The 24,416-nt window shown below is 67.6% G+C and carries 19 protein-coding genes, 2 pseudogenes and 1 riboswitch; of the genes and pseudogenes, 18 read left to right on the top strand and 3 right to left on the bottom strand.

The window, feature by feature from the left end:
• Nucleotides 1-90: 90 nt before the first annotated feature.
• Both F1643_RS15700 and recA read left to right on the top strand, forming a co-directional pair.
• Nucleotides 91-2,643, top strand: coding sequence for an ATP-binding protein (locus F1643_RS15700; protein WP_194914147.1), 2,553 nt, complete (start codon nt 91-93; stop codon nt 2,641-2,643).
• A 178-nt stretch (nt 2,644-2,821) separates the two neighbouring features.
• Nucleotides 2,822-3,901 carry a recombinase RecA gene (recA, locus tag F1643_RS15695; protein WP_194914146.1) on the top strand — a complete coding sequence of 360 codons (1,080 nt, stop codon included), beginning with the start codon at nt 2,822-2,824 and terminating at the stop codon, nt 3,899-3,901.
• 207 nt (nt 3,902-4,108) lie between these two features.
• Here the strand turns inward: recA and F1643_RS15690 are convergent, their stop codons facing one another.
• Nucleotides 4,109-6,094: a lytic transglycosylase domain-containing protein gene (locus F1643_RS15690; protein WP_194914144.1), complete on the bottom strand. Its 1,986-nt coding sequence runs from the start codon at nt 6,092-6,094 to the stop codon at nt 4,109-4,111.
• 36 nt (nt 6,095-6,130) lie between these two features.
• On the opposite strand from F1643_RS15690, the gene dapA reads away from it, so the two are divergent.
• Genes dapA through F1643_RS15675 form a run of 3 tightly spaced genes read left to right on the top strand, consistent with a single transcriptional unit; the run spans nt 6,131 to nt 8,549 of the window.
• Nucleotides 6,131-7,006: a 4-hydroxy-tetrahydrodipicolinate synthase gene (gene dapA / locus F1643_RS15685; RefSeq protein ID WP_194914143.1), complete on the top strand. Its 876-nt coding sequence runs from the start codon at nt 6,131-6,133 to the stop codon at nt 7,004-7,006.
• Between the two features lie 30 nt (nt 7,007-7,036).
• A complete protein-coding gene (smpB, locus tag F1643_RS15680) occupies nt 7,037-7,510 on the top strand; it encodes an SsrA-binding protein SmpB (RefSeq protein ID WP_109074785.1) in 474 nt (157 codons plus the stop codon).
• A gap of 4 nt (nt 7,511-7,514) precedes the next feature.
• Nucleotides 7,515-8,549: a methyltransferase gene (locus F1643_RS15675; protein WP_194914142.1), complete on the top strand. Its 1,035-nt coding sequence runs from the start codon at nt 7,515-7,517 to the stop codon at nt 8,547-8,549.
• A 127-nt stretch (nt 8,550-8,676) separates the two neighbouring features.
• Here F1643_RS15675 and ispH read toward each other — a convergent pair whose 3' ends face one another.
• Nucleotides 8,677-9,654 carry a 4-hydroxy-3-methylbut-2-enyl diphosphate reductase gene (gene ispH, locus F1643_RS15670; RefSeq protein ID WP_149221717.1) on the bottom strand — a complete coding sequence of 326 codons (978 nt, stop codon included), beginning with the start codon at nt 9,652-9,654 and terminating at the stop codon, nt 8,677-8,679.
• Nucleotides 9,655-9,867: 213 nt separating this feature from the next.
• Between ispH and F1643_RS15665 the strand changes: the two genes are divergently transcribed.
• The 6 genes from F1643_RS15665 (at nt 9,868) to gcvPB (ending at nt 15,354) form a co-directional block, all read left to right on the top strand.
• The gene (locus F1643_RS15665) at nt 9,868-10,404 is read left to right on the top strand and encodes a lipoprotein (RefSeq protein ID WP_194914141.1); all 537 of its coding nucleotides are present in this window, start codon (nt 9,868-9,870) and stop codon (nt 10,402-10,404) included.
• 74 nt (nt 10,405-10,478) lie between these two features.
• The gene (locus F1643_RS15660) at nt 10,479-10,619 is read left to right on the top strand and encodes a hypothetical protein (protein WP_194914140.1); all 141 of its coding nucleotides are present in this window, start codon (nt 10,479-10,481) and stop codon (nt 10,617-10,619) included.
• Nucleotides 10,617-10,732: riboswitch (glycine riboswitch) on the top strand. (Overlaps the previous gene by 3 nt.)
• A gap of 169 nt (nt 10,733-10,901) precedes the next feature.
• Nucleotides 10,902-12,014, top strand: coding sequence for a glycine cleavage system aminomethyltransferase GcvT (gene gcvT, locus F1643_RS15655; RefSeq protein ID WP_194914139.1), 1,113 nt, complete (start codon nt 10,902-10,904; stop codon nt 12,012-12,014).
• A gap of 52 nt (nt 12,015-12,066) precedes the next feature.
• Entirely contained in the window at nt 12,067-12,441 is a 375-nt protein-coding gene (gcvH, locus tag F1643_RS15650) for a glycine cleavage system protein GcvH (RefSeq protein WP_194914138.1), read from the top strand.
• Nucleotide 12,442: 1 nt separating this feature from the next.
• Nucleotides 12,443-13,786 carry an aminomethyl-transferring glycine dehydrogenase subunit GcvPA gene (gcvPA, locus tag F1643_RS15645; RefSeq protein ID WP_194914136.1) on the top strand — a complete coding sequence of 448 codons (1,344 nt, stop codon included), beginning with the start codon at nt 12,443-12,445 and terminating at the stop codon, nt 13,784-13,786.
• On the top strand, nt 13,783-15,354 hold the full coding sequence (gcvPB, locus tag F1643_RS15640; protein ID WP_194914134.1) for an aminomethyl-transferring glycine dehydrogenase subunit GcvPB: 1,572 nt from the start codon (nt 13,783-13,785) through the stop codon (nt 15,352-15,354). The genes gcvPA and gcvPB overlap by 4 nt, the downstream gene beginning before the upstream one ends.
• A 133-nt stretch (nt 15,355-15,487) precedes the next feature.
• Here the strand turns inward: gcvPB and F1643_RS15635 are convergent, their stop codons facing one another.
• Nucleotides 15,488-15,703 carry a hypothetical protein gene (locus F1643_RS15635; protein WP_194914133.1) on the bottom strand — a complete coding sequence of 72 codons (216 nt, stop codon included), beginning with the start codon at nt 15,701-15,703 and terminating at the stop codon, nt 15,488-15,490.
• Nucleotides 15,704-15,891: 188 nt separating this feature from the next.
• Between F1643_RS15635 and F1643_RS15630 the strand changes: the two genes are divergently transcribed.
• From F1643_RS15630 to F1643_RS15605, 7 genes and pseudogenes are all read left to right on the top strand, one after another.
• Nucleotides 15,892-18,537, top strand: coding sequence for a glycosyltransferase (locus F1643_RS15630; protein WP_194914132.1), 2,646 nt, complete (start codon nt 15,892-15,894; stop codon nt 18,535-18,537).
• Nucleotides 18,538-18,734: 197 nt separating this feature from the next.
• Nucleotides 18,735-19,817, top strand: coding sequence for a phosphotransferase family protein (locus F1643_RS15625; protein WP_194914131.1), 1,083 nt, complete (start codon nt 18,735-18,737; stop codon nt 19,815-19,817).
• Nucleotides 19,817-20,209: a DUF6285 domain-containing protein gene (locus F1643_RS15620; RefSeq protein ID WP_194914129.1), complete on the top strand. Its 393-nt coding sequence runs from the start codon at nt 19,817-19,819 to the stop codon at nt 20,207-20,209. The genes F1643_RS15625 and F1643_RS15620 overlap by 1 nt, the downstream gene beginning before the upstream one ends.
• A 138-nt stretch (nt 20,210-20,347) precedes the next feature.
• On the top strand, nt 20,348-22,489 hold the full coding sequence (gene uvrB / locus F1643_RS15615; RefSeq protein WP_194914128.1) for an excinuclease ABC subunit UvrB: 2,142 nt from the start codon (nt 20,348-20,350) through the stop codon (nt 22,487-22,489).
• 136 nt (nt 22,490-22,625) lie between these two features.
• Nucleotides 22,626-22,850, top strand: a pseudogene (locus tag F1643_RS24960) (murein transglycosylase); the annotation flags it as partial.
• A 163-nt stretch (nt 22,851-23,013) separates the two neighbouring features.
• Complete coding sequence (locus tag F1643_RS23450) at nt 23,014-23,502, top strand: lytic transglycosylase domain-containing protein (RefSeq protein ID WP_370540633.1); 489 nt, start codon at nt 23,014-23,016, stop codon at nt 23,500-23,502.
• Between the two features lie 38 nt (nt 23,503-23,540).
• Nucleotides 23,541-24,397 (top strand): annotated as a pseudogene (locus tag F1643_RS15605) (alpha/beta fold hydrolase).
• The last annotated feature ends 19 nt before the right edge of the window (nt 24,398-24,416 follow it).

Below are 24,416 nucleotides of genomic sequence, written 5' to 3'. Positions count from 1 at the left end.
CGCCTGGAACGGTTGACGGCACCGGGTGGGACGACTGACTTTCGTGCGCTGTGACATTGGGGGCTTGGGGTTCTGGTGCCTGGAGATCTGGTGGACGATTCGACTTCCCTTTCCGACACCGCACGCGACGCAGCCAACCGCGCGGCACCGTCCGGCGGGCCCCTGATGCTGCTCCAGTACTGTCTGGCGCCGGCCGGTCTGCTGGTCTTGGCCGCCGGCCTGCTGCTGGACCGGGAAGAGATCGGATGGACGGGAGCGGTGCTGGCGGCAGCGGGCGTCGCCCTGCTGATCGGCCGCAGCATCGCCGTCGTCCGGCGGTCGGCGCGCATCGGCGCGCTGCTGGGCGGGGCGCTGGAAGGCATGCCGGCGGGCCAGCTGGTCTGCGACGGTGCCGACGATGTGGTCTTCGTCAATGCAGCTTTCCGCGAGCTTGCCGGCTGGCGCCGCGGCGAACGGCCGCTGGATGCGCTGGCTCGCCAGTTCTCCGACGATCCCGACAGCGCGCGCGAGTTCCGCCGCCTGCGCGAACGGGTGCGGGCGGGGGCCGCGGCGTCCGCCGAACTGGCGATTCCGGCGCTGGACCACAATCCGCCGGAATGGCGCAAGGTGCAGGGCCAGCCTGTGCCCGGCTTTGCCGGCTCCGTCCATTGGCGGATCGAGGACATCACCGCGCGGCGCGAGTTGGAGCATGTGATGTTGCGCGAGCAGGCCAAGCTCGCCGATTTCATGGAACATGCGCCGGTCGGCTTCTTCTCCGTCGACCAGAACGGACAGTTCCTGTTCGTCAACGCAACCCTGGCCCAATGGCTGGATGCCTTTCCAGGTGATCTGACCGATGGGGAGGCATGCCTCCACGGTATTCTGGCCGCTCCGCCGCAGTCCGCGGCACCTTACGATCTGTTCGACCATGGCGGCGGCGAGCAGCGCGGCGAGCTGACCATGGTGGGGCTGCGCGGCCGCCGGTTCCAGGTGGCGGTGGCGCAGAGCGTTGTGCATGCCGACGACGGGACGATCCACACCCGGTCGGTGGTGCGCGATCTGTCGCCCGAGCGGGAATGGCAGGAGGCTCTGCGCCTGTCGGAACAGCGGTTCCAGCGCTTTTTCGAGGATGCGCCGATCGGCATCGCGCTGGTCGACGAGACCGGCCAGCTGACGGAATGCAACGAGGCCTTTCTGGCGCTGATCGGCAGCGAGGCCGGCAGTGTCATCAACCGCCCGATGGCCGACCTGATCGTCCCGGCGGAGCGCGAGGCGGTGACCGCCCGCCTGAAGTCGGTCCAGGGCGGCGCCGATCCGGCCCATCCGCTGGAGGTCCGGCTGTCCGGCGGCCGGGAGCTGACGGCCCAGCTCTATGCCCGGCGCCTTGCCAACCCGGTGCGCACGGATGGGCGCGGCGAGGCCGAGAAGAACGGGCAGGCCGACAAGAATGGGCTGGGTGTCGGCCTGATCCTGCATTTCATCGACATGACCGAGCGCAAGAGCCTGGAGGCCCAGTTCGCCCAGTCGCAGAAGATGCAGGCGGTCGGTCAGCTGGCCGGCGGCGTCGCCCACGACTTCAACAACCTGCTGACGGCGATGATCGGCTTCTGCGACCTGCTGCTGCTGCGGCACAAGCCGGGCGACCAGTCCTTCAGCGACATCATGCAGATCAAGCAGAACGCCAACCGCGCCGCCAACCTCGTGCGGCAGCTTCTGGCCTTCTCGCGCCAGCAGACCCTGCAGCCGCGCGTCATCAACGTGACCGACGTGCTGGCGGAGTTGGCGAACCTGCTGCGCCGGCTGATCGGCGAGAACATCGAGCTGAAGATGATCCATGGCCGCGACCTGGGGCTGGTCAAGGTCGACCAGAACCAGCTGGAGCAGGTCATCATCAATCTGGTGGTCAATGCCCGCGACGCCATGGCCGGCGGCGGCAAGCTGACCATCAACACCACCAACTACGTCGTCACCCAGCCCGAACGGCGGGAGCATGAGACGGTGCCGCCCGGCAGCTACGTCTCCATCGACGTGATCGACACCGGCTGCGGCATCGCGCGGGAGAATCTGCAGCGCATCTTCGAGCCGTTCTACACGACCAAGGAAGTCGGGTCGGGCACCGGGCTCGGCCTGTCGACCGTCTACGGCATCGTGCGGCAGACCGGCGGCTTCGTGCTGGTCGATTCGGCGGTGGGGGAGGGGACGACCTTCACCATCCTGCTGCCGCACCATCAGGGCGAACTGCGCCCCGTCGATACGGCGGAGCCGCGTGAGCGCCGCGGCAGCGACCTGACCGGCACCGGCACCATCCTGCTGGTCGAGGACGAGGACGCGGTGCGCGTCTTCTCCGCCCGCGCCCTCCGCAACAAGGGCTACCAAGTTCTGGAGGCCAAGAACGGAGAGGCGGCGCTGCAGCAGATCGAGACCAACGGCGCGTCCATCGACCTGCTGATCACCGACGTGGTGATGCCCCAGATGGACGGTCCGACACTGGCCCGCCATGTCCGCAAGCTGCGCCCTGAGATGCGGGTGATCTTCATCTCCGGCTATGCCGAGGACCGTCTGGGCGAGATCGACGGCGTCGAAGTCGCCCATTTCCTGCCCAAACCCTTCTCGCTGAAGCAGCTGGCCTCCAAGGTGAAGGAGGTCATCCGCGACGCGCGGTGAGGGACCTGAAGCGCCTCCAGGAACCGCCTCCAGGAACCGCCTCCAGGAACCGCCTGGGCACACCCCGTAAGATAGGAACGCACCGGAAACATCAGCCCTTGCAAAAGAGAACGAAGAGAGTACATTCAGCTTCGTTGCAAGAGCGCCGACCGTGTGTTCTAAGAGAGGGGTACCGGGCATGTCGTCCGCACAGCTTCGTTTGGTCGAGAAGGATTCCATGGACAAGCAGAAGGCGCTCGATGCCGCCCTGAGCCAGATCGAACGCGCGTTCGGCAAGGGCTCGATCATGAAGCTTGGCGCCCGTGAGAACTTGGTCGAGACGGAGGTCATTTCCACCGGCTCCCTGGGTCTCGATATCGCGCTGGGCATCGGCGGCCTGCCGAAGGGCCGCATCATCGAAATCTACGGGCCGGAAAGCTCGGGCAAGACCACGCTGGCGCTGCATGCCATCGCCCAGGCCCAGAAGGCCGGCGGCACCTGCGCCTTCGTCGACGCCGAACACGCGCTGGATCCGTCCTATGCCCGCAAGCTGGGCGTCAACATCGACGAACTCCTGATCTCCCAGCCGGATGCCGGCGAACAGGCGCTGGAGATCGCCGACACGCTGGTGCGCTCCGGCGCCATCGACGTGCTGGTGGTCGACTCGGTCGCCGCGCTGGTGCCGCGCGCCGAGTTGGAAGGCGAGATGGGCGACAGCCATGTCGGCCTGCACGCCCGCCTGATGAGCCAGGCGCTGCGCAAGCTGACCGGTTCCATCTCAAAGTCGAACTGCCTGGTGATCTTCATCAACCAGATCCGCCTGAAGATCGGCGTGATGTTCGGCAACCCGGAAACGACGACCGGCGGCAATGCGCTGAAGTTCTACGCCTCCGTGCGTCTCGACATCCGCCGCATCGGCGCGATCAAGGACCGCGACACCGTCGTCGGCAACCAGACCCGCGTCAAGGTGGTGAAGAACAAGATGGCCCCGCCGTTCCGCGTGGTCGAGTTCGACATCATGTACGGCGAAGGCGTGTCGAAGGTCGGCGAGCTGCTCGACCTCGGCATCCAGGCCGGTGTGGTCGACAAGTCGGGTGCGTGGTTCAGCTATGACGGCACCCGCATCGGCCAGGGCCGCGAGAACGCCAAGACCTACCTGCGCAACAACCCCGAGATGGCCGATGCGATCGAGGCCAAGATCCGCGGCAACGCCGGTCTGGTCGCCGACGCCATGATGGGAACCCCGGAAGCCGATGGCGAAGCCTCCACTCCGGAGTGACGACAGCGGATGTCGGATGAAAGGCCCCGCCTCCCGAAAGGAAGGCGGGGCCTTTTTGCTTTGGAGATGTCGGCTTCGATGCCCCACCTCAATCCTCCCCCGCTCTCGGCCGGCCGAAGGTCGGTCTGGTCAAGAGAGGGGACTACCGCCGCCATGCAAGCTCCCCCCTCTCCCGCCGAGGGCGAGGGAAGGGGCCACCGCGACACCCTACCGCCGCAGATCCCTGTCCAGATTCGGCTCCGCCAGATCGCCGCTCAGGCGGGCGCGGTAGACCTGGACGGCTTCCAGCACGCGCTGGACGTAGTTACGGGTCTCCGAGATCGGGATCAGCTCGATCCAGTCGACCACGTCCACCGCCTCGGTCCGCGGATCGCCGTAGGTCTGCAGCCACTGGCGCACCCGGTTCGGCCCCGCGTTGTAGCCGGCGATCGCCAGCACCCACGATCCGTTGAAGCGGTCGATCAGCTCCGACAGATAGGCCGAGCCCAGCGTGACGTTGTAGCCGGGATCCGAGGTCAGCCGGGCTTGCGTGTGCTTCAGGCCCAGCTTGCCCGCCACCAGCTGCGCCGTGGACGGCATCAGCTGCATCAGGCCGCGGGCGCCGGCCGACGAGACGATGGTGGGGTTGAAGGTGCTCTCCTGCCGGATGATGCCGTGGACCAGCGCCAGTTCCGGCGCCGCCGGCCGGGCGTCGATCATCGGATAGCCGGCCTCGACCAGGAATACCTCGTTCTGCGCGGCGTCCTTGGCGGCGGCGACGGCGAGATCGCGGCGGCCGACCTCACTCGCCAGCCGGGCGGCCAGCACGTAGTCGGCGGGGGACTTTGCATCCAGGCTGATGCGGCGGACGAAGCTGCCCAGCCGGTCGTCGGTGCTGCCGCCGATCTCCGCCAGCAGGCGGGCGACGCGCACCACCTCGCGCCGGTTGAAGGCGGAGGTGTCGGCGCTCGACACCGCCGGCGGCGTCGGCAGGGTCACCGCACCGTTGGAGACATGGCGGAAAGCCAGCTGGCCGTAGAAGGTGGTGGGGTAGGTCGCGGCCTTGGCGTACCAGTCGCGGGCCGGTTCCGTCTGCCCCAGCGCCTCCGCCGCCCGGCCGCACCAGTAGGCGCCCCGCGCCTTGCTGATGGGGGCCGAGACGGAGCGGTAGAGCTTGTGGAAATGGGCGAAGGCCTCCGAGGGCTTGTCGAGGAAGCGCAGCGCCAGGAAGCCCGACAGGAACTCGGCGTCGGCGAAGGCGCTGCCCTCGGTCATGCCATGGGTACGGACCAAGCGGTAGGCGAGGTTGAAGTCGCCGCGCTCCATTGCCCGGCGGGCCAGCAGATGGCGCTCCGGCCACCATGCCTGCGGACGGCCGAGGTCGGTGCCGGCCCTCGCGATGATCTCCAGCGCGGCGGCATCGTCGCCCTTGCGGCGCAGGTAGCGGGCACGGTCGAACATCAGGCCGGGATCGTCGCGCAGGGCAGGGGCCACGCGGGACAGGGCCGCGTCGGCGTTCGGGCTGTCGCCGTCCAGCGCAATGCGTGCCTCGATCAGCGTGTCGTAGGCCTCGTCGAAGAAGGGCAGCATCCGGCGCACCGGCGCGTCCTGCCTGGCCCAGAGCAGCCGGTCGATCCGCGCCTTGTGGTCCAGCGGGCGCAGATAAGGGGTGTAATGGGCGAGGAAGGTCGCCTCCTCATCCGCGGTGAAATTGGCGTCGGCCCACTGCTTGCGGATCAGGCCGGTCGCGCGCTCCACGCTGCCGGTGGCGATCAGCGCATCGGCATGGCGGACGAAGCCGTCATTGGTCTGCGGCGGCGACTGGCGGAACCACTCCACCACCTCGGCCGGCGGGATGTCCGGCATCGCCAGTTCGGCCTGACGGCGCAGGGCCGCCATGTTGGGCCAGTCCGGATTGTCGCGGATGAAGGCCGTGATGTCGGAGAAGCTGCCGCCGCCGGGGGTGGCGAGCGCCATCCAGCGCAAAACCTTCGCCGGTAACGGGTCCTGCGCGCGGGACGCCGTGGCCAGCGCCTCGGCCAGCCGGTCGTTGTCGGCGAGCTTGAAAGCCTCGCGATAGATCGCGATGTCCTGGGCGCTCAGCGCCGCGGCGGGCAGGGCGCCGGGAACCGCGGCGAGAAGCGTGAGGAGACCCGCGAAAACAGCGGTCCGGGCGCTCTTGCCGAGGGCGGCGGGGAGGGATAATGTGCGCAACTCTTTTTTCCAGCTAAGCCGACTGAGGAGGCAGCCATGTTCCACGGTTCCATCGTCGCCCTTCTGACTCCGTTCAAGGGCGGGAAAGTGGACGAGAAGGCCTTCCAGTCCTTCGTGGAGTGGCAGGTCGCCCAAGGCACGCACGGTCTGGTGCCCTGCGGCACCACCGGCGAGTCGCCGACCCTGTCCCACGAGGAACACAACCGCGTCGTGGAGCTTTGCATCGAGGCGGCCGGCGGCAAGGTGCCGGTGATGGCCGGCACCGGTTCCAACTCGACCGACGAGGCGATCGCGCTGACCCGCCATGCCAAGCAGGCCGGCGCGCAGGCGGCGCTCGTGGTCACGCCCTACTACAACAAGCCGTCTCAAGAGGGTCTCTACCAGCATTTCAAGGCGATCCATGACGCGGCGGATTTGCCGATCTTCATTTACAACATTCCCGGCCGCAGTGTCGTGGATATGTCTGTGGCGACGATGGCGCGGCTTGCAAAGCTGCCCAACATCGTCGGCGTGAAGGACGCGACCGCCGACCTGTCCCGCCCGTCCCGCCTGCTGCAGGAGGTCGGCCCCGACTTCATCCAGCTGTCGGGCGAGGACGCCACCGCGCTGGCCTTCAACGCGCAGGGCGGCGTGGGCTGCATCTCCGTCACCGCCAACGTGGCGCCGGCGCTGTGTTCCGCCATGCAGACCGCCTGGGCCAAGGGCGACCTGAAGGAGGCCTTCCGTCTGCGCGACGTGCTGTCCCCGCTGCACGACTCGATGTTCGTCGAGACCAGCCCGGCTCCGGTGAAGTTCGCCGCCAGCCTGCTTGGCCTCGGCAGCGACGAGGTGCGCCTGCCGCTGGTTCCGGCGTCCGACACCGCCCGTGCCGCCGTGCGTGGAGCCATGACCAAAGCCGGCCTGTTGTCCTAAACGACAGAACGGGCCGTAGAGGAGAGAGATTTGGCGACGCGCGAGGAAGCGAAAAAATTTGCGGCGCAGAACCGCCGCGCGCGGTTCGACTTCTTCATCGACGACGTCCTCGAGGCCGGCATCATGCTGACCGGGTCGGAGGTGAAGTCACTGCGGGGCGGTCGCGCCAGTGTGAACGAGGCCTATGCCGGCCTGAAGGGTGGGGAGCTGTACCTGTTCAACGCGTACATCCCCGAATATCTCCAGGCCGGCCGCGTCGATCAGCACGAGCCGAAGCGTCCGCGCAAGCTGCTGGTCCGCCGCCGCGAGCTGGACAAGCTCGCGGCCGGCATCAAGCAGAAGGGCGTCACGCTGGTGCCGATGTCCGTCTACTTCAACGACCGCGGCATCGCCAAGGTCGAGATCGGTCTCGCCACCGGCAAGAAGAAGCACGACAAGCGCCAGAACGAGAAGGAACGCAGTTGGCAGCGCGACAAGGCGCGGCTGATGCGCGACAAGGGCTGACCCGGTGGCACGTCTCGACAACCGGGCCACGGACCGCGACCAGACCGTCGCCGCCGTGGCCGCCGAAGCCCTGTCGGAAATCCGGCCGCAGGGCCGGATTCTCGTCGCCTTCGACAGCGACGGCGCCATCGCCCAGGCGCTCCGCGACGGCGGGGCCGAGGTGGTGGTGTGGAACCGGCTCGCCACCGCAAACAAGGGCGGCGGACAGACGGCCACGCCCTGGCCGGCCGAGGGGCCGTTCGATGGAGCCGTGCTGCGTCTGCCGCGCGGCTGGGCCGGATTCGAAATGGCGTTGCATGCGCTGGCCTCGCGCCTTGCCCCGGGTGCTCCGCTGTGGATCGCCGGCGGCAACGACGAAGGCGTGACCAGCGCGCCGAAGCATCTCGACGGGCTGGCCGGAGACGCGGAGACGTTGATCATCAAGCGGCGCGCCAGGCTGCTGCTGACGCACCGCACCGATGCTCCGGCCAAGGGGGCGCTGGAGGATTGGCGGCAGACCGTCACCCTGACACTGCCGGACCGGACGCTGGAACTGGTGTCCTACCCCGGCCTGTTCGCCCACGGCCATCTGGACGTCGGCACCGAATGCCTGCTGAAGGTGCTGCCGGAGGTCGCCGCCGGCACCCGGGTGCTGGATTTCGGCTGCGGCGCCGGGGTGATCGCGCGGGCCGTGCGGGAACGCCAGCCCGACGCGCCGCTGACCCTGCTGGACATCGACGCGGTGGCGCTGCACGCCGCCCGCCAGAATGTGCCGGATGCCGAACTGGTGCTGAGCGACGGGCTGACGGGGCTCGGCACCCGCGAACGCTTCGGCCTGATCCTGTCCAATCCGCCGCTCCACCGCGGCAAGGACGAGGACTTCGGCATGCTCGACGCGCTGGTGGCGGGGACCAAGCAGTATCTGAAGCTGCGCGGCACCCTGGTGGCGGTGACCCAGCGGACGGCCGGCGTCGGCAAGCTGTTCAAGGCGGCCTTCGGTCACAGCGACATGCTGCTGGAGACCACGCAGTTCCAGGTGTGGGCGGGGACGCCGAAGTAGAAGGGCGTCGGCCGGCTAAAGGCCGGTCCGATCGCCGGGGAGGATCGGAGCTTTGTCGGCGTAAGGCGGCAGTCTCCTCCCCCGCCCGGCGGGGGAGGATCAAGGTGGGGGGCTAACCCCGCAAGCCTCAAGCCGTCTCCCGCTCCACCGATAACGCGCGCGGCAGTTTGAAGACGATGTTCTCGGTCGCGGTGCGCAACTCCTCCACCGTCACGTCGAATCGCGCGCGGGCGGCTTCGATGACCTCCTCCACCAGCACTTCCGGGGCGGACGCGCCGGCGGTGATGCCGAGCCGGGCGACGCCGGCCAGTGCGCTCCAATCGATCTCGGCGGCGCGCTGGACCAGTTGGGCGGCCGGGCAGCCATGGATCTTCGCCACCTCCACCAGCCGCTTGGAATTCGACGAGTTCGGCGCACCGAGAACCAGCAGCGCATCCACCTTCGGCGCAATGGCCTTCACCGCCGCCTGACGGTTGGTGGTGGCGTAGCAGATGTCCTCTTTCTTCGGACCGGCGATGGCGGGGAAGCGAGCCTGGAGCGCGGCCAGGATCTCCGTCGTCTCGTCGACCGACAGCGTGGTCTGGGTGGCGTAGGCGAGGTTTTCCGGATCCCGGACTTCCAGCGTGGCGACATCGGCCACGCTCTCCACCAGCACGACGGCTCCGTCCGGCAGCTGGCCCATGGTGCCGATCACCTCCGGATGCCCGGCATGGCCGATCAGGACGATCTGACGGCCGTCCTCGAAATGGCGTTCAGCCTCGCGGTGGACCTTGCTGACCAGCGGGCAGGTGGCGTCGAGATAGAACAGGCCGCGCGCCTCCGCCGCCTGCGGCACCGATTTCGGCACGCCATGGGCGGAGAACACCACCGGGCGGCCATCCGGCACCTCGGTCAGTTCGTCGACGAAGACGGCGCCCTTGGCTTCCAGGCTCTCGACCACGAATCGGTTGTGGACGATCTCGTGCCGGACATAGACCGGCGCCCCGAAGCGGTCCAACGCCGTCTCGACGATCTGGATCGCCCGGTCGACGCCGGCGCAAAAGCCGCGGGGAGCCGCCAGCAGGATCGTCAAGGGCTGGAGGGCCGGGGAATTGGTGGTGGTCATATGCGCTGTTCCGCCCTTGCGTAGAATACGTGCCCTAAGGTGGCCCTGTGCCGAACCGTCGCAAGGGATAGAACCGCCGCGCGGTCTTGTGCCGGTCAAGCTGGGACACTAAAGTCGCGGTCCAACAGCCCGTTAACCGATCAGGCCGAACCGATGGACCGCCGCGACCGTAATATAGGAACCCCCGCCCGGAAAAGCCCGCTGGCGTCCCTGATGTGTAAGAGCCGCCCTGCGTTGCTCGCCGCCGGGGCCGTCGCGGTGCTGTCCGGCTGTTCCGGCCTGGGACCGAACGACCCGGCGGACGCGGCGCTGGCCTGCCCGAAGGTCAACATCGTCCGCGACCTGCAGGAGGTGACGGTCTTCCGCCCCGGCGGCAAGGACCTGACCGATCTGGAGTCGCGCGCGGCGCTGGTCGACTACACCGGCAACTGCGAATACACCAGCAGCGGCGTCACGGTGAACGTGAACGTCTTCCTGGTTGCCGAGCGCGGTCCGGCCTTGCCGGGCAACACCGCCAAGTACCAGTATTTCGTGGCGCTGGCCCAGCCGGACGACACGCTGGTGTCGAAGGCCTATTTCGACACCGACGTGACCTTCGTCACCGGCCAGCCGCGCGCCGGCACGCGGGAAGAGCTGGCTCCGCGGATCCCGCTGCCCAAGGACGCCAACGCCAAGGACTGGAAGATCTATCTCGGCTTCCAGCTGACGCCGGAGCAGCTGGAGTTCAATCGGACGCAGATGAAGAAGTAAGGTTGCCGATCGTTCGGCAACTGCGGTCCTTACCGGCCGTCATTCCCGCGAAGGCGGGAATCCAGCGAACACAAGTGTTCGACCTGGAAAGCTGGATCCCCGCCTTCGCGGGGATGACGGTCGACAGCGGCATGGCCGTCGCCGGATCCGTCGGCCGGATCCGTCGATTGACAAACCTGTCCATTCGCGACAGTGTGCCGCCATCACGCCGATGATCCCTCGCGGGAGAGATCGCTTTCGAGACATCCGGGAACGGGTAGCCTCGCGGGCGGCGCCGAAGGAGCAACCGCCCCCGGAAACTCTCAGGCAAAAGGACCGCAAGGGGATAAGGCAACTCTGGAAAGCAGCCTCGGCGCTCATCCGCCGCGACTCACCGAAGGAGTAAACCGGGTGTCCGGCTCGACCGGACGGCGGTGAATCTCTCAGGTCCAAGACAGAGGGGGCAGCTTCCTGCACCGATCCCGGTGCGGGCGCTGAAACCTTGTCGGAGGACCCGCGTGACCGAGGCCGCAACTGCTCTCAAGACCACCCCGCTGCACGCGCTCCATGTCGAGCTTGGCGCCCGCATGGTGCCTTTCGCCGGCTATGACATGCCGGTGCAGTATCCGCTGGGCATCCTGAAGGAGCACCAGCACACCCGCGAGAAGGCCGGGCTGTTCGACGTGTCCCACATGGGGCAGGTCCGCCTGACCGGGGCCGACCCGGCTGCCGCCCTGGAAACGCTGGTCCCCGGCGACATCAAGGGACTGGCCCAGGGCCGCATGCGCTACACGCTGTTCCTGAACGAGCAGGGCGGCATCCTCGACGACCTGATGGTGACCAATGCCGGCGACCACCTGTTCCTGGTGGTGAACGCCGCCTGCAAGGAGCAGGACGTCGCCCATCTGCGCGAGAAGCTGGCCGGCAAGGCCGAGGTGGAACTGCTGGACGATCTGGCGCTGATGGCGCTCCAGGGTCCGATGGCGGCCGAGGTGATGGCCCGCTTCGTGCCGGAAGCCGCCACCATGAAGTTCATGAGCTACCTGTCCGCCACCTTCAAGGGCGTGCCGGTGATCCTGACCCGCTCAGGCTACACCGGCGAGGACGGCTACGAGATCTCCTGCGACAAGGCCGATGCGGAGATGATCGCCCGTGCGCTGCTGGCCGAATCGGAGGTCGAGGCGATCGGGCTGGGCGCCCGCGATTCGCTGCGGCTGGAGGCCGGTCTCTGCCTCTACGGCCACGACATCGACACCACCACCACGCCGGTCGAAGGCGCGCTGGAATGGACTCTGCCGAAGCGCCGCCGTGCCGAGGGCGGTTTCCCCGGCTATGACATCATCCACCGGCAGCTGACCGAAGGCGCCACGCGCCGCCGCGTCGGCATTCAGCCGGAAGGCCGCCAGCCGGCCCGCGAGCACACGGAAATCCAGGATGCCAACGGCAATCGCATCGGCGAGATCACCAGCGGCGGCTTCGGCCCGACCGCCGGTGCGCCGGTCGCAATGGGCTATGTCGACATCGCGAATTCGGCGGTGGGCACGCCGCTGACGCTGGTGGTGCGGGGCAAGCCGCTGCCCGCCCGCGTCGCCGCCACGCCTTTCGTGCCGCAACGCTATTACCGGGGCTGATGCCCCGGCGCCCCCAACCACAAGCAACCGTATTGAACAGGGACTCCTTCAGATGACCAAGAAATTCACCAAGGACCACGAGTGGGTTCAGGTCGATGGCGACGTTGCCACCATCGGCGTTACCGACTTCGCGCAGAGCCAGTTGGGCGACGTGGTGTTCGTCGAACTCCCCGAGGCCGGCCGCGAGCTGGCGCAGGGCAAGGAAGCCGCCGTCGTCGAATCGGTGAAGGCCGCCAGCGACGTCTATGCTCCGGTGTCGGGCACCGTCGTGGAAGCCAACCAGGCCCTCGTCGATGACCCGTCGATGGTCAACAGCGCCGCCGAGGGTGAGGGCTGGTTCTTCAAGATCCAGTTGAAGGACGCCTCCGAACTGGACGCCCTGATGGACGAAGCGGCCTACAAGGCCTTCGTGGAGGAATCCCACTAACATGCGCTATCTGCCCCTGACCGAGGCCGACCGGCAGTCGATGCTGGAGGCCGTCCGCGCAACATCGGTCGAAGACCTGTTCCGCGATGTTCCAAAGTCGGCCCGTCTGGCCGGCCCGATCGGGGGCTTGCCCAACCATATGGGCGAGCTTGAGGTCGAACGGCTGCTGGGTTCCATGGCGGCGAAGAATATGCCGGCGGGCTCTGTGCCGAGCTTCCTCGGTGCCGGTGCCTACCGCCACCATGTGCCGGCCACAGTCGACCATCTGGTCCAGCGCGGCGAGTTCCTGACCGCCTATACCCCGTACCAGCCGGAGGTGAGCCAGGGCACGCTTCAGGTCCTGTTCGAATTCCAGACCCAGGTCGCCCTGCTGACCGGCATGGATGTGGCGAACGCCTCGATGTACGACGGCGCCACCTCCTGCGCCGAGGCGGTGATGATGGCCAACCGCATCACCCGGCGGAAGAAGGCGATCCTGTCCGGCGGCCTGCACCCGCATTACCGCGACGTGACCACCACCGACGCCCGCTTCATCGGGTTCGAGGCCGTCGCCCTGCCGGCCGCTCCGACCGGTGGCGAGGATCTGCTGGCGCTGGTCGACGACAAGACCGCCTGCGTCGTCGTGCAGAACCCCGACGTGTTCGGCCATGTCCGCGACTACACCGACCTTGCCGCCGCCTGTCAGGCCAAGGGCGCGCTGCTGATCGTCGTGGTGACGGAAGCGCTGTCGCTCGGCCTGCTGACCCCGCCGGGCGACATGGGCGCCGACATCGTCGCGGCGGAAGGCCAATCCTTCGGCAACGCCCTGAACTTCGGCGGGCCCTATGTCGGGCTGTTCACGGTGAAGGACAAGTATGTCCGCCAGATGCCGGGCCGCCTGTGCGGCGAGACGGTGGACGCCGACGGCCGCCGCGGCTTCGTGCTGACGCTCTCCACCCGCGAGCAGCACATCCGCCGCGAGAAGGCGACCTCGAACATCTGCACCAACTCCGGCCTATGCGCGCTGGCCTTCTCGATCCATGTCAGCCTGCTGGGCGAGGCGGGAATCACCCAGTTGGCCCAGCTGAACCACGCCAAGGCGGTCCAGATGGCCGACAAGCTTGCCGCGGTTCCGGGTGTCGAGGTGCTGAACGACGGCTTCTTCAACGAATTCACCGCCAAGCTGCCGAAGCCGGCCGCCGCGGTGGTCGAGGAACTCGCCAAGCGCCGCATCCTGGGCGGCGTGCCGGTGTCGCGCCTCTATCCGGGCGAGATGGAAGACCTTCTCCTGGTCGCTGTCACCGAGACCAACACCGACGCGGACATGGACGCCTTCGCTGCCGCGCTCACTGAGGTTCTGGCATGAGCATGAACAACCAGGGCCGTCCCTCGGCCATTCCGGCCGGTGCCGTCTCGTTCGACGGCGTGACCGGCACCGTCACCGGCAACCGCGGTCTGCAGATCGAAGAGCCGCTGATCTTCGAACAGGACAGCGCCGGCCGCACCGGCGTCGACCTGCCCGACGTGCCGAAGGTGGCCTCCCGCCTGGGTGCGGTGAAGCCGCGCGCCAAGGTGGGGCTGCCCGGCCTCGCCGAGCCGCAGGTGGTCCGCCACTACACCCGGCTGTCGCAGAAGAACTACGCCATCGACAGTGGGTTCTATCCGCTGGGCTCCTGCACGATGAAGCACAACCCGCGCCTGAACGAAAAGATGGCGCGGCTCCCTGGCTTCTCCGACGTGCATCCGCTGCAGCCGGTCAGCACGGTGCAGGGCGCGCTGGAACTGATGGACCAGCTGGCCCATTGGCTGAAGACGCTGACAGGCATGGCCGCCGTGACGCTGGCGCCCGCCGCCGGTGCCCATGGCGAGATGTGCGGCATCATGGCGATCCGCGCCGCACACGAGGCCAAGGGCGACAGCGGCCGAACCAAGATCCTGGTGCCGGAAAGCGCCCACGGCACCAACCCGGCGACCGCCGCCGCCTGCGGCTACAGCGTTGATTCCATTCCGGCGACCGCCGACGGCCGCGTCGATCTGGAGGCGCTGAAGGCCAAGCTCGGCCCCGACGTGGCCGGGCTGATGCTGACCAACCCCAACACCTGCGGCCTGTTCGAACGCGACATCGTCGAGATCGCCGACGCGGTGCATGAGGCGGGCGGCTATTTCTACTGCGACGGCGCCAACTTCAACGCCATCGTCGGGCGGGTGCGTCCTGCCGATCTCGGCATCGACGTCATGCACATCAACCTGCACAAGACCTTCTCCACCCCGCATGGCGGCGGCGGTCCGGGGTCGGGGCCGGTGGTGTTCGCGGAGTCGCTGGCACCCTACATCCCGGTGCCTTACGTGACGCATGGCAAGGATGGCTTCGCGCTGGTGGAGAACGCCGGCGACGGTCTGGCCTTCGGCCGCATGAAGGCCTTTCACGGCCAGATGGGCATGTTCGTCCGCGCCCTGTCCTACATGCTCAGCCACGGAGCCGACGGGCTGTGGCAGGCGTCGGGTGACGCGGTGCTGAACGCCAACTACGTCATGGCGCGCCTGGAGGACATGATGACGGCCTCCTTCGAAGGGCCGTGCATGCACGAGTGCCTGTTCGACGACCGCTTCCTGAAGGGGACGGGGGTTACCACGCTCGACATGGCGAAGGCGCTGATCGACGAGGGCTTCCACCCGATGACCATGTATTTCCCGCTGGTCGTCCACGGTGCCCTGCTGATCGAGCCGACCGAGACGGAAAGCAAGGCCAGCCTGGATCAGTTCGTCGAGGCTCTGCGCGCACTGGCCGAGCGGGCGAAGTCGGGCGATGTCGCCTACTTCCAGGCCGCTCCGCGCCTGACGCCGCGCCGTCGCCTGGACGAGACCGCGGCTGCCCGCAAGCCGGTCCTGCGCTGGACGCCGCCGGTCGTGGCGGAGGCTGTGGCGGCGGAGTAAGGGGGCGCGGCGGTTGCTCCCCCCTCCCTAACCCTCCCCCGCTAACGCGGGAGAGGGGACCGCCGCTGCATTCTTGCAAAGCTCCTACCCCTCTCCCGCGATAGCGGGGGAGGGATGGGGAGGGGGCGATCGCTCACTTGTCGGTCTTGTCCACGTACTTGTCGGCCTTCTTCTGATCCTCGGCGGCTTCGCGGGACATTTCCTCGCCGATCTTGGGATCGATGCGCTTGGCTTCCTCGATCAGGTCGCGCGCCTTGCGGGCGTCGCCGTCGGCGGCCTTGTCCAGCGCCTGTTCTGCCAGATCGTGGGCCTTCTTGTGTTCGGGGCTGTCTTCGTGGCGAGTTGCCATGGGGAATTCTCCTGAACTGGGCTGTGTCTTCACGGGTCGTTGTCCAACAGGTGCCGTCCGGCCAAGTTCCGGTCGCCGCAGCGCACAAAATTTTTTCCAGGAGCGTGGAATAGGGAAGCCGGTCTGGCCGTTTGTGCGGATGTCCGGTGGCGAACGGCCACCCTGCAACAGGGCATCGCGAACTCCCCATGAGCAACCCGAAGAACCCGATCCGGCGCGCAGCCATCGCCGCCGCTCTGCTGGCCGTGACCGCCGGGCACGCGTCCTTCTGGTCCTGGCGCAATGCGCCGACGCCGGTGGAAGCGGAGCCCGGCCGTATCGAATCCGTGTCCTACTCGCCCTCGGGCCGCAGCTACGATCCCAACGATCAGCCGGTGGTGCCGCGCAAGGAGATCGAGAAGGACATGGCCGCCATCGTCGGCTTCGCCGATGGCGTCCGTACATACTCCACGCTGGGCTCGCAGGGTGAAGTCCCGGAAATCGCGATCTCCAAGGGCCTTGACGTTACACTCGGCATCTGGCTGAGCGAGGACAAGGCGCGGAACGAGCGCGAGATCCTGCACGCCGTCGCTCTGGCCAAGGAATTCCGCGGCATCAAGCGCATCATCGTCGGCAACGAGACGCTGCTGCGCGCCGAGCTGACCGACGCCGAGCTGGCCGCCTACATCAAGCGCGTGCGCGCCGCCGTCCCCGCCACCATCAAGGTCGGCACCGCCGACGTGTGGTCGGAGATGATCAAGGCCGACGCCACGGTGAAGGCCTCCGACTTCATGGGCGTCCACGTGCTGCCCTACTGGGAAGGCGTTCCGGTCGAAAACGCGCTGACCTGGATTCGCGACCGGCTCGACACCGTGCGCAAGTCCCATCCGGGCAAGCCCCTGTTCGTGGGTGAGGTCGGCTGGCCATCGGGCGGCGAGAACTTCCACGACGCCTACCCGACGCCTGAGGCGCAGGCCGCCGTCGTCCGCGGCTTCGCGGCGGAAGCCAATGCACTTGGGATTCATTACAACGTCGTCGAGGCTTTCGACGGCATCTGGAAGTCGACCATCGAAGGCTCGCCCGGCCCGACCTGGGGTGTGCTGGATGCCGACCGTCAGCCCAAATGGGCGATGACCGGCGCCGTCGCCGCCTCCTATGGCGAGCGGGTCGGCGCGGGCGTCGCCCTGGCCGTCGGCCTTGCCCTGTCGGCCTTCGTAGTGTTCCGCCGCCGAACCAACGCCGGCTTCGCGCTGGCCGCCTCGATGGGCGCCAACATCATCGGCTTCGCCATCGGCTCGGCGGTTGCCGGTGCCTTCGCCGAGTACCTGACCTTCGGTGCGGTCACCACCTGGGGATCCGCCTTCGCGCTGGGCGCCCTGATGATGAGCGTCGCCTTCGCCGATCTGGTGGATGTTGCCCGGCGGCTGCTGACCGGCCGCGCCCCGGCCCTGCTGCCGCACACGGTTCCCGCCGTCGAGCACAAGCCGATGGTCTCCATCCACGTCGCCGCCTGCCGCGAGCAGCCGGACGTGCTGAACGCCACGCTGGCCTCGCTGTCGCGACTGGACTACCCGAACTACGAGGTCGTCGTCCTCATCAACAACACCGACGAGGAGCATCTCGTCCGCCCGGTGGAGGAGATGTGCCAGGCGCTGGGACGCAAGTTCAAGTTCTACTGGTACAAGAAGATTTCCGGCTTCAAGGCCGGCGCCCTGAACGCCGCGCTGCGTCACACCGATCCGGCAGCCGAGATCGTCGCCGTGCTGGACGCCGACTACACCGTGTCGCCCGACTGGCTGTCGAAGCTGGCTCCGACCTTCGCCGATCCATCGGTCGGCATCGTCCAGGCTCCGCAGGAACACCGCGACGGCCACGAGACGGCTCTGAAGGCCGCCATGACCGCCGAGTACCGTCCCTTCTTCGACGTCGGCATGCAGGAGGGCGTGTCGTCCCAGGCCTTCATCTGCCACGGCACGATGATCATGCTGCGCCGGTCGGCGATGGACCGGGTCGGCGGCTGGTCGGAAGCCGGCATCTGCGAGGACACCGAACTGGGCCTGCGCATCCTGTCGGCCGGCTACCGCGCCGCCTACACCGACGAACGGCTGGGCGCCGGTCTGGCCCCGGACAACTTCATGCAGTTCCGCAAGCAGCGTGACCGCTGGGTGTTCGGCTCCACGCAGATCGTCCGCGCCCACTGGAAGAAGTTCCTGCCGGGTTCGGCCGAGCTAAGCGCGCGGCAGAAGCTGGGCTACGTCACCAACTGGATCCGCTGGTGGTCCGACGCCGTCGGCCTGTTCGCCGCCGCAGCCGCCGTGGTCTGGACCTTCGCCTCGCTGGTTCTGCCGCTGCACCTGCCGCCGGTTGCCGCCACCGCCGCCGTGCTGGGTGCCCTGGTCCTGCGTGCCGGCTCCAGCCTGCTGGCCTCGCGCTACGCCTCCGGCAACAGCTGGAAGGAGAGCCTTGGCGCCTGCGCCGTCGGCATGGCGCTGTCCACCACCGTCGCCCTGGCCGTCGTCCGTGGCCTGTTCCGCAAGCACGACGCCTTCCGTGTGACCGCCAAGGGAGGCAAGCGTACCGCCGGCCGCTTCTGCGCCAAGCCCGAGGCCTGGCTGTCCGCCGCCCTGGTCGCTTCGTCCGTCACCGCCGCGATGGTCAACCCGCTGGGCACCCTGTCGCTGGAACTGTGGTCGATGCTGCTCGCCGCCATGGCGGTGCCGAACCTGATGGCCGTCGCCTTCGGTATCGGTGACATGCTGCCGGTCCGCGAAACCAAGCCGGCGCCGGTCCCCGCCACCCAGCAGGCAAAGCCGGCCGGCCAGGAGCAGGGGGCGAACCAGCCGATCGCGGCGTAAGCTCTCTCCGCCTTATGCAACAACGGCCCCTTTCCCGCCCGCCCGGCGGGAGAGGGGCCGACTTTTTTGGGGGTGGAACCGCTTTTCTCACCAAGGTGAAACTTGTCGGCAACACCGCTTCGTGCCTACCATCGGCCGTTGAAATCGAAAATGAGGCGCGATCCAGCGCGCCCGGCAACCTTCGGAGGGAGAACGCCATGCATGTCGTTACCGCGTCCGACCAATTCCCGCCTTCGCTGCTGTCCGATGACAACCGTGCCCGTCTGGAAAGTTGGCTGGCTGCGCAGGCCGGCGCATTCCGCGTCACGGTGACGGAGGATGGACGGCTCGGCGGCGGTGCGATCTCCCTGAACCTCGCGGTGACTCTGGACATCGACGGCGGACCGCTGGCCGGGCGCCATGCCTGCGTGCTGCGGGCCGAAGGCGGCGGGCCCATCTCGGCCAGCATCGGCAAGCTGCGGGAGTTCGTGGTGCTGCGCGCCGCCTTCGCGGCTGGAGTGCTGGCGCCGGAACCACTCTTCGCCTGCGATGACCCAGCCATATTGGGCCACGATTTCTACATCATGCGCCGGGCCGAAGGGCTGGGCGCCGGCCATGCTGTGACGCGGTCGGAGGCGGCGCAGCCTGAATTGGCGCGCGAGCTTGGCCGGCAGCTTGGACTTCTGCATCGGATCACGCCGGAAGCCGAAGGGCTGGAGCGGTTGGGCGAGGCGCCGGACTGCCCGGCGCAGGAAACGCTGGCCCAGTACCGCCGATGGTTCGGCGACCTGGGGCGTCGCGATCCGGTGATCGCCTGGGGGCTGCGCTGGATGGAAATCAACGCGCCGCTGCCGGGGGCCGTGGTGCTGTGCCATCGCGATTACCGCACCGGAAACTATCTGGTCAAGGACGGCGCATTGACCGCGATCCTGGATTGGGAGTTCGCCGGATTCAGCGACCCGATGGAGGATCTGGGCTGGTTCTGCGCCCGGTCCTGGCGCTTCCGCCGGCCTGATCGCGAAGCCGGCGGCATCGCCGACCGCGCGGACTTCTATGCCGGATACGAAGAGACCTCCGGTCGCCGTGTCGATCCGGCGCGCGTCGCCTATTGGGAGACGGCGGCCTACCTTCGCTGGGCCGCTATCGCGGTGGAGCAGGGGCTTCGCCACAGTTCCGGCGACGAACCCTCGCTGGAATTGGCGTTGACCGGACGGATGCTGCCGGAAATCGAGATGGACATGCTGCGCCATCTCCGCTCCATCGGCGGCATGGCTTCCGGCGCTGTGGAGAAGGTGGCCTGATGCGCGCCAATCCCGACGCCCGCGGCCTGCTGCAGATCGCCGCTTCCACCTTTCGCGCGGACGTGCTTCCCCATGTCGCCCCCGAAGCCCGCTTTGCCGCGCTGATGGTCGCCAACGCGCTGGAGATCGCCGAACGGGAGTTGAAGGGGCTGGATACCGCCGGCCATTCGATGCTGGGAGCGCTTGCCCTGCTCTATGGCGAGGACGCCGACGACGCCCTGTCCGGCGACGACCTCCGCAAGCGGGTGGAGGCGCTGCAGCATCGACTGTGTATCGAGATCGCCGCCGGCGACTTCGATCATGACGGCCAGGAGGTGCTGATGGACTCGCTGGAAGCCATCGTCCAGGCGCGGCTGGGAATTTCCAACCCGAAGGCGCTGGGACAACAGTAAGGCGGGGCCCGAGCGGCACTGCGTCCAGCTCTGCGCGGGGCGCAGTGCCGCTCAGCCTGCGCTCGACAGAGGGGGGCGTTGCGGCCATATAATCGGTTCCCGTTCCGTACCCCCCTCCCTGATCCGGATCGCCGCCCCATGGCAAGTCCCGTCCTGTCCGCCATTCCCGCCAAGCCACTGGCGAAGCTGGAAGCCGGAAAGCAGTTCGTCATCGTGTCGGACTACACGCCTGCGGGCGACCAGCCGAACGCCATCGAGGAGTTGACCGGCGGCCTGCGCCAAGGCGAGAAGGATCAGGTTCTTCTCGGCGTCACCGGGTCGGGCAAGACCTTCACCATCGCGCACGTCATCCAGACGGTGCAGCGCCCGACGCTGATCCTGGCACCGAACAAGACGCTGGCAGCGCAGTTGTATGGCGAGATGAAGTCCTTCTTCCCGAACAACGCGGTGGAGTATTTCGTCTCCTACTACGACTATTACCAGCCGGAAGCCTATGTCGCGCGGACCGACACCTACATCGAGAAGGAATCCTCTATCAACGAGCAGATCGACCGCATGCGCCATGCGGCGACGCGGTCGCTCCTGGAGCGCGACGACGTCATCATCGTCGCCTCGGTGTCCTGCATCTACGGTATCGGTTCGGTCGAAACCTATTCGGAGATGACCGTCGACCTGCGCAAGGGCGAGATCATTTCCCAGCCGGAGTTGCTGCGTAAGCTGACCGAGCTGCAATACAAGCGCAACGATGCCGCCTTCGGCCGCGGTCTGTTCCGCGTGCGCGGCGACACGGTGGAGCTGTTCCCGGCCCACATGGAAGACCGGGCGTGGCGCATCTCGCTGTTCGGCGACGAGATCGAGGCCATCCACGAGGTCGATCCGCTGACCGGTGAGAAGCTGGCGGCGCTGGAGGCGGTGCGCGTCTACCCCAACAGCCACCACGTCATCCCCAAGCCGACGCTCCATCAGGCGGTCGGCCAGATCAAGAGGGATCTCAAGGTCCGGCTGGAGGAATTCGCTGCCGAGGGCAAGCTGCTGGAGGCCCAGCGGCTGGAGCAGCGCGTCACCTTCGACATCGAGATGATGGCGGCCACCGGCTCCTGTGCCGGCATCGAGAACTACTCGCGCTATCTGACAGGCCGCGCGCCGGGGGAGCCGCCGCCGACGCTGTTCGAGTATCTGCCGAAGGACGCCCTGCTGATCGTCGACGAAAGCCACGTCATGGTGCCGCAGATCGGCGGCATGTACCGCGGCGATCTGGCGCGCAAGACCATCCTGTCCGATTACGGGTTCCGTCTGCCGAGCTGCAAGGACAACCGCCCGCTGAAGTTCGAGGAATGGGAGGGCATGCGGCCGCAGACGGTCTTCGTCTCCGCCACCCCCGGTCCGTGGGAGATGGAGCGCACCGGCGGCGTCTTCACCGAGCAGCTCGTCCGTCCGACCGGCCTGATCGATCCGCCGGTGATCGTCCGCCCGACCGAAACGCAGGTCGACGACCTGATCGGCGAGTGCAAGGAGGTGGTCGCCCAGGGGTATCGCATCCTGGTCACCACCCTGACCAAGAAGATGGCAGAGGCGTTGACCGAGTACATGCACGAGGCGGGCCTGCGCGTGCGCTACATCCACTCCGACGTGGAAACGCTGGAGCGCATCGAGATCATCCGCGACCTGCGGCTGGGCGCCTATGACGTGCTGGTCGGCATCAACCTGCTGCGCGAGGGTCTGGACATCCCGGAATGCGCATTGGTGGCAATCCTGGACGCCGACAAGGAGGGCTACCTGCGCTCCAAGACGTCGCTGATCCAGACCATCGGCCGCGCGGCGCGCAACGTCGATGGGCGGGCGATCCTCTACGCCGACAAGATCACCGACAGTATGAAATACGCCATCGACGAGACGGCGCGCCGCCGCGAGAAGCAGATGGCCTACAACCTCCAACACGGCATCACGCCGGAATCGGTCAAGAAGGCCATCGGCGACATCCTGGAAAGCGTGTTCGAGCGCGGCGACCATGTGACGGTGAAGACCGGCCTGAACTCCAACGAGTTGGTCGGGCACAACCTCAAGAGCGTCATCGCCGACCTGGAAAAGCGCATGCGCGCCGCCGCCGCCGACCTGGAGTTCGAGGAGGCGGCCCGCCTGCGCGACGAACTCCGCCGGCTGGAGGCGATGGACCTCGGACTGGAAGTTCCCGGCAGCATCGGCATCAGCAGCGCCCGCCAGGGCCGCGGCATTCCCGAAGGTGCTTCGAAGAAACAGGGCCGCCGCCGACGCGGGCCGTGACATCATCAAGCGGCAATCCGAACGAGGAGTTTCGGGCTGCCCTTGTCCCGAACAGGTTGCATCACCATACTCCCGCTTCCCGTAGGATGACGCGGGTTTGCAGGAGGGTCTGGGCTTGCCGTTTCGTCGTGTCGTGATGGTGCCGCTGATGGCACTGGCGCTGTCGGGCGCCGGATTGGCATCGGTACCCATGGCTGCCGCGGCGGATGCCAATTCCTCTGGCAAGCCGGCGTCGGTCGCCGAACTGCCACCGCCCTCGCTCAAGAGGAAATCCGGCGATTGCGAACTGGCGGAGCAGGGCGACGCCGATGCCGCCTTCCGGCTGGCCCGCCGCTACCTGTTCGGCAAGGGTGTGCGCAAGGACCGGCGGCTCGGCACCGCCTGGCTGCGCGCGGCGGCCTCGCGCGGGCATTTGGAAGCGCGCCGGCTGGTCAACTATGTTCCGGCCGCATGGGACGCATCCGCCCCTGGTGCCGCCCTGGTGCCGGCCCCGTGCGTGAAGTCGGGCCGCCCCGGCGGAGGTCGTGTCGCTGGTCAATACCATCGCACCGAAATATGGCGTAGACCCGGCACTGGTACTGGCGGTCATTCAGGCGGAGAGCGCCTTCCGGACCGACGCGGTGTCGCCCAAGGACGCCGCCGGACTGATGCAGCTGATCCCGGACACCGCCGACCGGTTCGGCGTTGGGGACGTCTTCGATCCCAAGCAGAACATCACCGGCGGCGTGAAGTACCTGCGCTGGCTGCTGGCCTATTTCCAGGGCGACGTGACGCTGGCGCTGGCCGGCTACAATGCCGGCGAAGGTGCGGTGGACCGCTACAAGGGCGTCCCGCCCTATGAGGAAACCCGCAATTACGTTCGCATCATCCGGCGGAACTACGACGCAGTCCACCATCCCTTTGACGGTTCGGTGGCGGCGCCGTCGTCCGCACTCCCCGCCATCCGCGATGCGGCCGTGCGTGATGTCGAGGCGGAGTTGCCACGCAGCGTCAAATCGCCGAAAAAGGGATAAGCCCCCTCACCGCTGAACAGGAGTGCCCGCCCGTGCCGATGTCCGAACGCAGCGTCCTCGGCCTCAGCGCCGCCGGCTTCCACAAGGTCGCCTATACGCAGTGGGGGCGTGACGATGCCGCACGGACCGCGATCTGCGTCCATGGGCTGACGCGCAACGGCCGCGATTTCGACCGGCTGGCACTGGCATTGGCGGACAGGTGGCGGGTCGCCTGCCCGGATGTGGTCGGGCGCGGGCGAAGCGACTGGCTGCCGGTGCCGGCGCTCTACGGCTATCCGCAATATTGCTCCGACATGGTGGCGCTGATCGCCCGCATGGGAGTGGAGACGGTCGACTGGGTCGGCACCTCGATGGGCGGGCTGATCGGCATGACGCTGGCGGCCCAGGCCAACAGTCCGATCCGCCGCATGGTCATCAACGATGTCGGGCCTTCATCGCCCAAGCCGGCCTGCAGCGGATCGCCGACTATGTCGGCAAGGACCCGGTGTTCGAGGATCTGCAGGCGCTCGAATCCTACCTGCGCTTCGTCCTGATGGGGTTCGGCACCATCGGCGACGAATGCTGGCGCCATATGGCGGAGCACAGCGCCCGCCCGCTGCCCGACGGCAGGTTCCGTCTCGCCTACGATCCCGGTATCGGCGAAGCCTTCAAGACCGCGCCGGTCGGCGATGTCGATCTTTGGGCGCTGTGGGACCGCGTGCGCTGTCCGGTGCTGGTCCTGCGCGGTGCGGACTCCGACCTGTTGAGCGCCGAGACGGCGGAGCGGATGGCGGAGCGTGGCCCGGGGGCGGCCGGACTGGTGAGAGTGGTGGAAATACCCAACACCGGCCACGCTCCGTCCCTGATGACGGATGACCAGATCGCGATCGTCCGCAATTTCCTGACCCAGGACTGAGCGTTCGGGACGGCAAAGG

Origin of the sequence: Azospirillum sp. INR13, assembly GCF_015390205.1 — a bacterium.
GTDB lineage: Bacteria > Pseudomonadota > Alphaproteobacteria > Azospirillales > Azospirillaceae > Azospirillum.
This window is presented reverse-complemented; position numbering and strand designations above follow the sequence as displayed.

Coding starts and splice junctions, on each gene's coding strand:
- recA (WP_194914146.1), top strand. CDS start 2,822: ATGTCGTCCGCACAGCTTCGTTTGGTCGAGAAGGATTCCATGGACAAG.
- dapA (WP_194914143.1), top strand. CDS start 6,131: ATGTTCCACGGTTCCATCGTCGCCCTTCTGACTCCGTTCAAGGGCGGG.
- ispH (WP_149221717.1), bottom strand. CDS start 9,654: ATGACCACCACCAATTCCCCGGCCCTCCAGCCCTTGACGATCCTGCTG.
- F1643_RS15665 (WP_194914141.1), top strand. CDS start 9,868: ATGTGTAAGAGCCGCCCTGCGTTGCTCGCCGCCGGGGCCGTCGCGGTG.
- gcvH (WP_194914138.1), top strand. CDS start 12,067: ATGACCAAGAAATTCACCAAGGACCACGAGTGGGTTCAGGTCGATGGC.
- gcvPA (WP_194914136.1), top strand. CDS start 12,443: ATGCGCTATCTGCCCCTGACCGAGGCCGACCGGCAGTCGATGCTGGAG.
- gcvPB (WP_194914134.1), top strand. CDS start 13,783: ATGAGCATGAACAACCAGGGCCGTCCCTCGGCCATTCCGGCCGGTGCC.
- F1643_RS15635 (WP_194914133.1), bottom strand. CDS start 15,703: ATGGCAACTCGCCACGAAGACAGCCCCGAACACAAGAAGGCCCACGAT.
- F1643_RS15630 (WP_194914132.1), top strand. CDS start 15,892: ATGAGCAACCCGAAGAACCCGATCCGGCGCGCAGCCATCGCCGCCGCT.
- F1643_RS15625 (WP_194914131.1), top strand. CDS start 18,735: ATGCATGTCGTTACCGCGTCCGACCAATTCCCGCCTTCGCTGCTGTCC.
- F1643_RS15620 (WP_194914129.1), top strand. CDS start 19,817: ATGCGCGCCAATCCCGACGCCCGCGGCCTGCTGCAGATCGCCGCTTCC.
- uvrB (WP_194914128.1), top strand. CDS start 20,348: ATGGCAAGTCCCGTCCTGTCCGCCATTCCCGCCAAGCCACTGGCGAAG.